Raw genomic sequence first — 11,067 nt, 5'->3', positions numbered from 1 at the left:
CGCGAGGCCGGCTACAACCCCGCCCTGAGGCAGGTCGGCAACCGCCTGGTCGGCATACTCCACGGCTGCCTCAAAACCCGCACCCTCTACGACGAAGCGACCGCCTGGTCGCACCACGCCCAAGCCCTCGCCGCTTGACACCCAACGACATGGGGTGTCTGACCTTCCGCCCCGGCCCGGGCCCCGTCCGCGGCCGCCGTGCCCCACCGGGAGGTGCGGGACTTGAAGACTCCCGCACCGTCCGGGACGCTGAAATCCCCCCCGCGTTCCCCCGAGCGGGCGCCGACCGGTGCGGAGGCCGACCGATGACAGACATGTTCGACCAGGAGCTGCGCGAGCAGCTCGCACAGGCCCGCCGCGACCTCGCCGCGGCCCGGGCCGAAGGGGACGCCGACGGCGTCCAGGCGTACGAGGGCCGGGTCGCCTCGCTCCTGCGGCTCGCCGCCCAGCACGGCATCGACCTGCCACACAGCGCCGACGAGGAGGAGCACAACGAGTAGCCCCCGAAGGTGGCCGCACCGAACGAGACCACGCCCGGAGCGCGCCGCGCCGGACGAGACCACGCCCCGAGCGAGGCCGCGCCGAACGAGACCGCTCCCCGAACGCGCAGGAGGCGGTCACCCCGAACGGGTGACCGCCTCCTGCCGTGCGTGCCCGAGGGCCCGGGATCACTCCCCGACCGGCTCCAGGATCGCCACGCACTCGAAGTGGTGCGTCATCGGGAACAGGTCGAAGGCCCGCAGCGAGACCGGCCGGTAGCCGCCCTCGTGGAAGAACTTCAGGTCCCGGGCGAGCGCCGCCGGGTCGCAGGCCACGTACGCGATCCGGCGCGCCTCCAGGCCGACGAGGTGGGCGACCGTCTCACGGCCGGCGCCCGAGCGCGGCGGGTCCAGCACGATCAGGTCGGTGGCGGTGATGCCGGTGCGCGGCAGCAGCGTCTCGACCCGGTCGCACTCGATCCGCACGTTGTCCAGCGCGGCCAGGTTGTGCCGGGCGTCGACCACGGCCTGCTTGGCGGACTCGATGCCGAGCACCGCGCCGTCCTCGCCGACCCGGTCGGCCAGCGCGCCCGCGAACAGGCCGACGCCGCAGTACAGGTCGAGCGCGTTCTCGCCCCACTGCGGGTCCAGACCGTCCAGCACGGCGTCGACCAGGGTGTCCGGCGCCTCCGGGTGGATCTGCCAGAAGCCGCCGTTGCTGACCCGCCAGGTCCGCCCGGCCGCCCGCTCGCGAACGAAGGAGCGCCCGTGCACCTTGTGCAGGTCGCCCTGCGCGTCCACCCGGGCGATCGACACCGGCTTGTCCAGCTCGACCAGCGGCAGCTGGGCGCCGTCCCGCGGGGTCAGCACCACCTGACGGTCCGAGGAGCCGCTCGCCGCGATCGCCTCGACGCCCGCCACACCCGGCCAGTCCCGGGACTCGATGCCCAGCTCGGTGATGCCCTCGGCCGCGATCAGGCAGCGGTCGATCACCTGTACCTCGTGCGAGCGGTGCTTGCGCAGGCCGACCTTCCCGGTCTCCGCGTCCACCGCGTACTGCACCCGGGTGCGCCAGGCCGGCACCTGCCCGGCCGGCAGCTTGCCGCCGACCGGCTCGACGCTGCCGTCCCAGCCCGCCTCGGCCGGGGTGAGCCCGGCCAGCTTGGCCAGCTGCTCGGTCAGCACCGCCGCCTTGAGCTTGCGCTGCCCGCCCGGGGTGACGTGCTGCCAGTCGCAGCCGCCGCACTTGCCGGGACCGGCGAACGGGCAGGGCGCCTCGATCCGGTCCTTGGCGGGCTCCAGCACCTCCACCGCGTCGGCCCGCAGGAAGCGCGAGGTGGTCGTCCCGTCGGTCACCAGCGCGACGACCTTCTCACCGGGCAGCGCGTGCCGCACGAACAGCACCCGCCCCTCGTGCCGGGCCACGCAGTGCCCGCCGCCGTGCGCGACCGGGCCGACCTCGACCTCGTAGCGCTGCCCGGCCAGCGGCTCCCCGGAGGGCGCCTCGGGCCGCGACGGCCGCGCGGCGGCGGTGCGCAGCGCCTTGGGCGGCCGCACCGCCTGCTTGCGCGGGGCCTTCCGGCCGGCCCCGGCGGCGCCCTTCGGCGCGTCCTGGCCGGCGTCCTTGCCCGCACCCTTCGACGCACCCTTCGGCGCGCCCTTGCTCGCGGAGCCCTTGCCCGCGGCGCCCTTGCCCGCGGCGCCCTTGCCCGCGCCCTTCGCGGCGACCGGCCCGGCGGGCCCGCGGTCCTCCCGCTCGCCCGGGACGATCGGCGCGGTGCGCGCGGTGAGGCCGTCGCGGTCGGTGGCCTCCGGACGGGCCGGCCGGCCCCAGCGCGGCCGGGAGACCTGCCCGGGCTGGGAGCCGCCCCGGCGGGCGCCCTTGCCGGAGGAGCCCGAGGAACGGGGCGGAGTGTTGCGGGTCACTGGGAGGAGTCCTTGCTGCGCTCGGAGGTGTCACCGGCGTTCGCACCGGTGGAGACGGAATCCTTCGACTCTACGGCCTTCGGCGCCCGCGGCTCGCCACGGCGGACGGCGCCCGGCGCCGACCAGGCCTTCTGCGGCTTGCGCCGCTCCGAGGACTCCAACTGCCACGGTACCGAGGTGACCATCACGCCGGGCTTGAACAGCAGCCGCCCCTTGAGCCGCAGCGCGCTCTGGTTGTGCAGCAGGTGCTCGTACCAGTGGCCGACCACATACTCCGGGATGTAGACCGAGACGACCTCCCGCGGGCTGCTGCGCCGCAGGTTCTTCACGTAGTCCAGGACCGGCCCGGTGATCTCGCGGTACGGCGAGTCCAGCACCTTGAGCGGCACCTCGATGCCGCGCTCGTCCCACTCCCGCCGCAGCGCCGCCGTGTCCGCCGGGTCGACGTTGACCGTGACGGCCTCCAGCGTGTGGGCCCGGGCCAGCCGGGCGTACGCCAGGGCGCGCAGCGCCGGCTTGTGCAGCTTGGAGACCAGCACGATGGCGTGCACCCGGGTGGGCAGCACCACGTCGTCCGGCTCCTCGGCGGCGGTCAGCTCGTCCGAGACCCGGTCGTAGTGGCGCCGGATGCCCTTCATCATCACGAACAGCACGGCCATCGCGGCGATCGCGATCCAGGCGTGGCCGATCTTGGTGACCAGGACGACGATCAGCACGGCCATCGTCATCACCAGGCCGAAGGCGTTGATCGCCCGGCTGCGCTGCATGTGGCGGCGCTTGGCCGGGTCGGTCTCGGTGCGCAGCAGCCGGGTCCAGTGCCGGATCATGCCGGACTGGCTCATGTTGAAGGCGACGAAGACGCCGACGATGTAGAGCTGGATCAGCCGGGTCGGGTCGGCGTCGAAGGCGAGGATCAGCAGGATCGCCGCGATCGCCAGCAGGATGATGCCGTTGGAGAAGGCCAGCCGGTCGCCGCGGGTGTGCAGCTGGCGCGGCAGGTACCGGTCCTGGGCGAGGATCGAGCCGAGCACCGGGAAGCCGTTGAAGGCGGTGTTGGCGGCCAGCACCAGGATCAGACCGGTGACGGCGGCGACGAAGTAGAAGCCGGGCGTGAAGTTGTTGAACACGGCCTCGCTGATCTGCGCCAGCGCCGTCTTCTGGTGGTAGTCCGGCGAGGCGCCGACGAGCTGCTCGGTCGGGTTCTCGGCCATCTGGACACCGGTCAGTCGGGCCAGCCAGATGATGCCCATGAACATCACGACGGCGATGCTCGCCATCATCAGCAGCGTGGTGGCCGCGTTCTTGCTCTTCGGCTTGCGGAAGGCCGGCACGCCGTTGGAGATCGCCTCCACACCGGTGAGCGCGGCACAGCCGGAGGAGAAGGACTTCAGCAGCAGGAACACCATCGCGAAGCCGGCCAGCGAGTCGTTGCCGGGGATGGCGGCGAGGTGGAACGTGGAACTCTCGGCGGGCATGTCCTGGCCGAGCGCGAAGTGCCGGAACACCCCGTAGCCGACCATCCCGATCACGCCGACCATGAAGGCGTAGGTGGGAACGGCGAAGGCGCTGCCGGACTCGCGCACACCGCGCAGGTTCATGCCCATCAGCAGCACGACCACGACCACCGACAGGACGGTCTCGTGGCCGCGCAGCGCGGGCACCGCGGAGACGACGTTGGCGACGCCGGAGGTGGTCGACACGGCCACCGTGAGCACGTAGTCGACCATCAGCGCGCTGGCGACCACCAGGCCGGCAGCCGGCCCGTGGTTGACGGTCGCGACCTCGTAGTCGCCGCCACCGCTGGGGTAGGCATGCACGTTCTGCCGGTAGGAGGCGACCACGGCGAGCATCACGATCGCCACGACGACGCCGATCTGCCAGGAGAAGTGGATCGCCGAGGCGCCCGCGATGGAGAGGGTGAGCAGGATCTCCTCGGGGGCGTACGCGACCGAGGAGAGCGCGTCCGAGGCGAACACGGGCAGCGCGAGCCGCTTGGGGAGAAGCGTCTCGCCCAGCTTGTCGCTGCGTAGGGCGCGCCCGATCAGGATGCGTTTCGGAAGGTCAGTCGGCATAGGCACGTTAAGGAATCGTAGGGGCTCCCTGGTCAAGGCTCCGCCGTTTGTCCCCCCCTTCGTCGCGACTGCGTTCGGTGGACCGGCTAGCGTGTCGGATACGAGTCGGCGGGCAACACTCTGGTTGTCGAGCGTTGCCGGGCCGGCGCCCCCACGATGAACCTCGTCCCGGACGACCGGGCGGGAAACGGAGCTGAACGGTGTTTGCGCAGGTCAAGGCCCCTTCGGGACGGGTGAGGTAAGCGCCGGTGCACATCGTGATCATGGGCTGCGGCCGCGTGGGCTCCGCCCTCGCCAGAGCTCTGGAGAAACAGGGCCACTCGGTGGCCGTGGTCGACCAGGACCCGACCGCGTTCCGTCGCCTGGGCGCCGGATTCAACGGGCGCCGGGTCACCGGTGTCGGCTTCGACCAGGACACCCTGCGCGAGGCGGGCATCGAGGAGGCCGGCGCGTTCGCCGCGGTCTCCAGCGGTGACAACTCCAACATCATCGCCGCGCGGGTGGCCCGGGAGAACTTCGGCGTCGAGAACGTCGCCGCCCGGATCTACGACCCCCGCCGCGCCGAGGTGTACCAGCGCCTGGGCATCCCCACCGTGGCGACGGTCCGCTGGACCGCCGACCAGATGCTGCGCCGACTGCTGCCCAGCGGCGCCGAGCCGCTGTGGCAGGACCCGAGCGGTGGCGTGCAGCTCGCCGAGGTCGCGTACGACCCGCGCTGGATCGGCCACCGGATCAGCAAGCTGGAGGAGGCCTCCGGCGCCCGGGTGGCGTTCGTCACCCGGCTCGGCGAGGGAGTGCTCCCCTCGCCCCAGATGGTGGTGCAGGAGGGCGACCTGGTGCACGTGATGCTGCGCCGGGCCGACCTGACGGCCGTCGAGGCCGCGTTCGCGCAGGGGCCGAAGGAGGAGGGTCACTGATGCGGGTCGCCATTGCCGGGGCCGGTGCCGTGGGCCGCTCGATCGCGGGCGAGCTGCTGGAGAACGGCCACGAGGTCCTGCTGATAGACAAGAACCCCAACTCCATCTCGGTGGAGCGGGTCCCGATGGCGGAGTGGCTGCTGGCCGACGCCTGCGAGATCACCTCGCTGGACGAGGCCGCGCTCCAGCGCTGCCACGTGGTCATCGCCGCGACCGGTGACGACAAGGTCAACCTGGTCGTCTCGCTGCTCGCCAAGACCGAGTACGCGGTGCCCCGGGTGGTCGCCCGGGTGAACAACCCCAAGAACGAGTGGCTCTTCAACGAGTCCTGGGGCGTGGACGTGGCCGTCTCCACCCCGCGCCTGATGTCCGCCCTGGTCGAGGAGGCGGTCAGTGTCGGCGACCTCGTCCGCCTGATGCGCTTCAGCCAGGGCAACGCCAACCTGGTCGAGCTGACCCTCGCCTCCGACACCGAGCTGGTCGGCACCCGGGTCGGCGACGTGGCCTGGCCGCAGGACACCGCGCTGGTGACCATCATCCGCGAGGGCCGGGTGCTGGTGCCGGGCAAGGACGACACCCTGGAGGGCGGCGACGAGCTGCTCTTCGTCGCCGCGCAGGAGCGCGAGGAGGAGCTGGAGCAGCTGCTCTCGGCCACCTCGGGCGCCCAGTAGCGCCGCCTTGGCGGCGGAAGGGCCCGCACCCCTCGCCGGGGTGCGGGCCCTTCCGCTGTCGCCGGGGCCGGTCCTGGCCGGTCCGGCCGGGAGCGGCTACTTCGCCGGCTCCTCCTCGTCGTCGAGCTCTGCCTTGATCGGCGGCGGCGCCTTCAGCAGGATCTGCCAGGTCACGTACATCGCCAGCAGCAGCGGCGGGATGCCGAGGGCGACCTTCAGCCAGCCCAGCAGGTTGACGTTGTGGGTGAAGTACAGCGGGAAGAGGATCACCGGCTTGAGGCCCATGATCAGCACCCAGGCCCAGGTCGCCTTGGTGTAGGCGGCCAGGCGGCCCGGGTTCTCCTTGCGCCAGGTGAACATCTCACCGGTGATCGGGCCGAGCATCACCCCGATCATCGGCCAGCGGGCCAGCGCGGAGGCCGCCAGGGCGACGCAGTAGCCGACGTTCCAGAGCAGGCCGGGCAGGTAGAAGTCCTCGGCCTTGCCGCTCTTCATCGAGATCCAGGCACCGAGGGCGACGCCGAACACCCCGCTGAAGGCGTGCTGGATGGTCTGCCGCTTCGCCAGCCGGGCCACCACGAACAGGGCGCTCAGGCCCAGCGCGGCCCAGGCCGAGGTGCTGACCTGGTGGGTCAGGTTGTACGTGACGATGAAGACCAGGCCCGGCAGCGTCATGTCGATCATGCCGCGCACGCCGCCGAAGGCCTGGAGCACGGTGTCGGCGGCCTCCTTGGAGGCGGCCTTGCGGGCGGCCTCCGCGTCCGCGGGGTCGACAGGCAGGTCGAGCTGGGCGGCGGTCTCGCCGCCTGGCTGGTTGCTCACGCTCATTCGCTCCCGTGTCCGACCGGACGCAACTCATAGCGGGGGTTGAACAGCACGCGGCGCCCGCGTGCGTGGCTGATCCGGCCGCTGGCGATCAGCCGGCGGCCGGGCTCTATCCCGGCGATCGAGCGGCGACCGAGCCAGACCACGTCCAACGCCTCGGTGCCGTCGAAGAGTTCGGCCTCCAGCGCGGGCACGCCCGCCCGGGGCCGGAGCGTCACCGTGCGCAACGTGCCCGCCACGGTGACCAACTGGCGGTCCCCGCAGCCGGCGATCGGTGTGCAGCCGGACTCCGCGGCGCTCTCCTGGCGCAGCTCCTCGGCGTCCAGCTCCTCGGCCGACGAGGTCAGCCGGCTGAGCATGCGGCGGAACCGCCCCTGCGGCTGGCCGCTGCTGTTGTCACCACTCATGTCGGAAGGGTACCGGGTTCGGGCCCCCTGGCGGCAGGTCGTTCAGCCGCCAGGGGCACCCGCGGTCAGCTCTCGAACCGGTATCCCATGCCCGGTTCGGTGATGAAGTGGCGCGGGTGCGAGGGGTCGCGCTCCAGCTTGCGGCGCAGCTGGGCGAGGTAGACCCGCAGGTAGTTGGTCTCGGTGCGGTAGGCCGGGCCCCACACCTCCTGCAGCAGCTGGGTCTGGCTGACCAGCCGCCCGGCGTTGCGGACCAGGACCTCCAGCAGATGCCACTCGGTCGGGGTGAGGCGTACGTCGGCACCGTCCCGGTTGACCTTCTTGGCCGCGAGGTCGACGGTGAACGACTCGGTGACGACCAGCGAGTCGGCCTCCCCGGCCACCGGCTCGGCCCGCCGCACGGCGGCCCGCATCCGGGCGAGCAGCTCGTCCATGCCGAACGGCTTGGTGACGTAGTCGTCGGCGCCGGCGTCCAGCGCCTCGACCTTCTCGTCCGAGGCGTGCCGGGCCGACAGCACGATGATCGGCACCCTGGTCCAGCCGCGCAGGCCGCGGATCACCTCGACCCCGTCCATGTCGGGCAGGCCCAGGTCGAGGACGACCACGTCCGGATGGCGGGCCGCGGCCAGCTCCAGGGCGCTCGCGCCGTCATGGGCCGCGTCCACCTCGTACTTGCGGGCCTTGAGGTTGATCACCAGCGCGCGGACGATCTGCGGTTCGTCGTCCACGACGAGGACCCGGGTCATTTACGGGCTCCGCCTTTCAGGCTGTCTGACTTACGGACTGTGGGACTGGCTCTACGACTTTCGATGGGTCGTGCGCCCCCGGGAGGGGCGACGGGCCCGGTCGGCGCGCCGCCGGGTTCTCAGGTGACCAGCTCCGGGAGCGGCTCGCCCCCCTCGCCGTCCGGCTCCCCCGTTCCCGGCGGCCGTTCGACCACGGGCAGGCTGACCACCATGGTGAGCCCGCCGCCCGGGGTGTCCTCGGCGGTGACGGTACCGTCCATCGCCTCGACGAAGCCGCGCGCCACCGCGAGTCCGAGGCCCACCCCGGCGCCGCGCGGCGCGTCTCCGTACCGCTGGAACGGCGCGAAGATCTTCTCCTTGGCGTCCTCGGGCACGCCCGGACCGCGGTCCACGATCCGCAGCTCCACCCGGGCCGGCTGCCCGGGCTGCCGCAGCTCGTCGGCCTTGACCAGCACCCGCACACCGTCCGGGCTGTACTTGACCGCGTTCTCCACCAGGTTGGCCAGCGAGCGCTCCAGCAGCCCGCCGTCGGCCCGGACCATCGGCAGCGTCTCCGGCACCTCCAGCCGGACGGCCTCCAGCGGCACCCCGCCGAGCGCGAACGGCACCACCTCGTCCAGGTCGGTCTCCTGGATCAGCGGGGTGACCGTCCCGGTCTGCAGGCGGCTCATGTCGAGCAGGTTGTTGATCAGGTGGTCCAGCCGGTCGGCCCCGGCCTCGATGCCGGCCAGCAACTCGGCTTCGTCCTCCGGGTCCCACTCGACGTCGGCCGAACGCAGCGAGCTCACCGAGGCCTTGATCCCCGCCAGCGGGGTGCGCAGGTCGTGCGAGACGGCGGCCAGCAGAGCGGTCCTGATCCGGTTGCCCTCGGCCTCCCGGCGGGCCTCGGCGGCCTCCCGGGACAGCCGGCGGCGCTCCAGCACCACGGCGGCCTGCGCGGCGAACGCCCCCAGCAGGCGCCGGTCCGCCCCGGGCAGCACCCGGCCGCGCAGCACCAGCGCCAGACTGTCGCCGACCGGGACGTCCACGTCGGCCTCCTCCGGCCGCTCCGGCGGGCGCGGTCCCGCGGTGGCCACCGGCACCCAGGCCGAGAGCGGATCGGACCGCTCCAGCAGCGCGGCGCTCTCCTGCCCGAAGGTCTCCCGAACCTGCTCCATCAGCGCGGTCAGCACCCCGTCGCCGTTCGGCGCGCCGCGCAGCACCGTGCCGGCCAGCGCGCTGAGCGTCTGCGCCTCGGTCTGGCTGCGGGCCGCCTGCTGGGTCCGCCGCGCCGCGAGGTCCACCACCGACGCCACCGATATGCCGACGATGGTGAATATCGCCACCGCCATGATGTTCTGCGGTTCGTTGATGGTGAAGGTGTGCAGCGGCGGGGTGAAGTAGTAGTTCAGCACCGACGAGGCGACCAGCGCCGAGCCGATCGCCGGCAGCAGCCCGCCGACCAACGCCGCGCACACCGTCAGCGACAGGAACAGCAGCATGTCGGTGGAGAGCCCCAGCCCGCCGATCCCGGTCAGCACGATCGCCAGCACCGGCGGGCCGACCAGCCCGATCAACCAGCCCGCGACGGTCCGGGTACGGCCCAGGTCGGTGATCCGGCGGACCGGAATCCTGCCGCGCCCGTGCCCGGCGTGCTCGTGGGTGACCATGTGGACGTCGATGTCCCCGGCCTCCCTGGTCACCGTGGTGCCGACGCCCGGCCCGTACAGGTACTGCCAGGCGGGCCGCCGGCTGGTGCCCAGCACGATCTGGGTGGCGTTCACGCCCCGGGCGAAGTCCAGCAGTCCGGCGGCCGGGTCGTCGCCGAGGACGGCGTGGAAGGAGCCGCCGAGGCTCTCCACCAACGCGCGCTGCTCGATCAGCGTCTGCGGCGAGCCGGTGCCCACCAGTCCGTCCGAGCGGGAGATGTGCACGGCGAGCAGCTCGCCGCCGGACACCCTGGCGGCGATCCGGGCCGCCCGACGGATCAGCGTCGCCCCCTCCGGCCCGCCGGTCAGGCCCACCACGATCCGCTCCCGGGCCTGCCAGGTGCCCTCGATGCCCTGCTCGGCCCGGTACTTCTGGAGGTACTCGTCCACCCGGTCCGCGGTCCACAGCAGCGCCAGCTCGCGCAGCGCGGTCAGGTTGCCCGGGCGGAAGTAGTTGGCGAGGGCCGCGTCGATCTTCTCCGGCGCGTACACGTTGCCGTGTGCCAGCCGGCGCCGCAGCGCCTGCGGGGACATGTCCACCAGCTCGATCTGGTCCGCCCGCCGGACCACCTCGTCCGGGACGGTCTCGCGCTGGCGCACCCCGGTGATGCCCTCGACGGCGTCGCCGAGCGACTCCAGGTGCTGCACGTTGACCGTGGAGATCACGTCGATCCCGGCCGCCAGCAGCTCCTCGACGTCCTGCCAGCGCTTCTCGTTGCGGCAGCCGGGGACGTTGGTGTGGGCCAACTCGTCCACCAGGGCCACCTGCGGGCGGCGGGCGAGCACGGCGTCCAGGTCCATCTCGGAGAACCGCGCGCCGCGGTGCACCACCTGCTGCCGCAGCACGACCTCCAGCCCGGCGACCATGTCCGCGGTCCGCCGGCGCCCGTGGTCCTCCACGAACGCGACCACGACGTCCGTGCCACGCTCCTGCCGCCGGTGCGCCTCGGCGAGCATGGCGTACGTCTTGCCGACCCCGGGGGCCGCCCCGAGGTAGATGCGCAGCCTGCCTCGTCCCATGAGCACCATTCTTGATCCGACGCTGCCCGGACGACACCCCCGGACACCTGTTCCCCTCGCCTTCGAGACTACGGTGTGCGACGCGATTTTCCGCTGATCAGTGCGCTGATCAGGCGGTTTTAGCGGCATTTTGACGGTGGACCAGCCACTCGGCGGGGGTCGTTCGGGAGGGGCGGAGGGGGTGGAGGGGCGGAGGAATCCGCGACGGGCCCGGAAACGCGAAGAACCCCCATCCGGAATCCGGATGGGGGTTCTTCAGAAGAATTGTTCGGCGGCGTCCTACTCTCCCACAGGGTCCCCCCTGCAGTACCATCGG

The 11,067-nt window shown here is 72.4% G+C and carries 9 protein-coding genes and 1 pseudogene; 4 read left to right on the top strand and 6 right to left on the bottom strand.

Going from position 1 to position 11,067, the window contains the following annotated elements:
• Together ACIQ87_RS39865 and ACIQ87_RS39860 are read left to right on the top strand one after the other, a co-directional pair.
• A pseudogene (locus ACIQ87_RS39865) lies at nt 1-138 on the top strand (IS110 family transposase); the annotation flags it as partial.
• Between the two features lie 167 nt (nt 139-305).
• On the top strand, nt 306-500 hold the full coding sequence (locus ACIQ87_RS39860; RefSeq protein WP_402417116.1) for a hypothetical protein: 195 nt from the start codon (nt 306-308) through the stop codon (nt 498-500).
• A 168-nt stretch (nt 501-668) separates the two neighbouring features.
• Here ACIQ87_RS39860 and ACIQ87_RS39855 read toward each other — a convergent pair whose 3' ends face one another.
• Both ACIQ87_RS39855 and ACIQ87_RS39850 read right to left on the bottom strand, forming a co-directional pair.
• Nucleotides 669-2,018, bottom strand: a complete 1,350-nt coding sequence (locus ACIQ87_RS39855) for a class I SAM-dependent RNA methyltransferase (RefSeq protein WP_402417117.1) — start codon at nt 2,016-2,018, stop codon at nt 669-671.
• A gap of 383 nt (nt 2,019-2,401) precedes the next feature.
• Complete coding sequence (locus ACIQ87_RS39850; protein WP_402417114.1) at nt 2,402-4,477, bottom strand: APC family permease; 2,076 nt, start codon at nt 4,475-4,477, stop codon at nt 2,402-2,404.
• A 248-nt stretch (nt 4,478-4,725) separates the two neighbouring features.
• Between ACIQ87_RS39850 and ACIQ87_RS39845 the strand changes: the two genes are divergently transcribed.
• Together ACIQ87_RS39845 and ACIQ87_RS39840 are read left to right on the top strand one after the other, a co-directional pair.
• Nucleotides 4,726-5,394: a TrkA family potassium uptake protein gene (locus ACIQ87_RS39845; protein WP_360352915.1), complete on the top strand. Its 669-nt coding sequence runs from the start codon at nt 4,726-4,728 to the stop codon at nt 5,392-5,394.
• Nucleotides 5,394-6,065 carry a TrkA family potassium uptake protein gene (locus tag ACIQ87_RS39840; protein ID WP_359829049.1) on the top strand — a complete coding sequence of 224 codons (672 nt, stop codon included), beginning with the start codon at nt 5,394-5,396 and terminating at the stop codon, nt 6,063-6,065. The genes ACIQ87_RS39845 and ACIQ87_RS39840 overlap by 1 nt, the downstream gene beginning before the upstream one ends.
• Before the next feature lie 96 nt (nt 6,066-6,161).
• Here the strand turns inward: ACIQ87_RS39840 and ACIQ87_RS39835 are convergent, their stop codons facing one another.
• From ACIQ87_RS39835 to ACIQ87_RS39820, 4 genes are all read right to left on the bottom strand, one after another.
• A complete protein-coding gene (locus ACIQ87_RS39835; RefSeq protein ID WP_402417111.1) occupies nt 6,162-6,887 on the bottom strand; it encodes a DUF3159 domain-containing protein in 726 nt (241 codons plus the stop codon).
• Nucleotides 6,888-6,889: 2 nt separating this feature from the next.
• Nucleotides 6,890-7,297 (bottom strand): OB-fold nucleic acid binding domain-containing protein, encoded by a 408-nt coding sequence (locus tag ACIQ87_RS39830; RefSeq protein ID WP_392884363.1) that lies wholly within the window; start codon nt 7,295-7,297, stop codon nt 6,890-6,892.
• 65 nt (nt 7,298-7,362) lie between these two features.
• Entirely contained in the window at nt 7,363-8,043 is a 681-nt protein-coding gene (locus ACIQ87_RS39825; protein WP_049657530.1) for a response regulator, read from the bottom strand.
• Nucleotides 8,044-8,162: 119 nt separating this feature from the next.
• Nucleotides 8,163-10,751 (bottom strand): ATP-binding protein, encoded by a 2,589-nt coding sequence (locus tag ACIQ87_RS39820; protein ID WP_402417108.1) that lies wholly within the window; start codon nt 10,749-10,751, stop codon nt 8,163-8,165.
• Between the last annotated feature and the right edge of the window lie 316 nt (nt 10,752-11,067).

It is taken from the genome of Kitasatospora sp. NPDC096204, from assembly GCF_044763205.1.
GTDB lineage: Bacteria > Actinomycetota > Actinomycetes > Streptomycetales > Streptomycetaceae > Kitasatospora.
The sequence above is the reverse complement of the archived record's forward strand: the minus strand, read 5'-3'. Positions and strand labels throughout refer to the sequence as shown.

Coding starts and splice junctions, on each gene's coding strand:
- ACIQ87_RS39860 (WP_402417116.1), top strand. CDS start 306: ATGACAGACATGTTCGACCAGGAGCTGCGCGAGCAGCTCGCACAGGCC.
- ACIQ87_RS39850 (WP_402417114.1), bottom strand. CDS start 4,477: ATGCCGACTGACCTTCCGAAACGCATCCTGATCGGGCGCGCCCTACGC.
- ACIQ87_RS39830 (WP_392884363.1), bottom strand. CDS start 7,297: ATGAGTGGTGACAACAGCAGCGGCCAGCCGCAGGGGCGGTTCCGCCGC.
- ACIQ87_RS39840 (WP_359829049.1), top strand. CDS start 5,394: ATGCGGGTCGCCATTGCCGGGGCCGGTGCCGTGGGCCGCTCGATCGCG.
- ACIQ87_RS39820 (WP_402417108.1), bottom strand. CDS start 10,751: ATGGGACGAGGCAGGCTGCGCATCTACCTCGGGGCGGCCCCCGGGGTC.
- ACIQ87_RS39825 (WP_049657530.1), bottom strand. CDS start 8,043: ATGACCCGGGTCCTCGTCGTGGACGACGAACCGCAGATCGTCCGCGCG.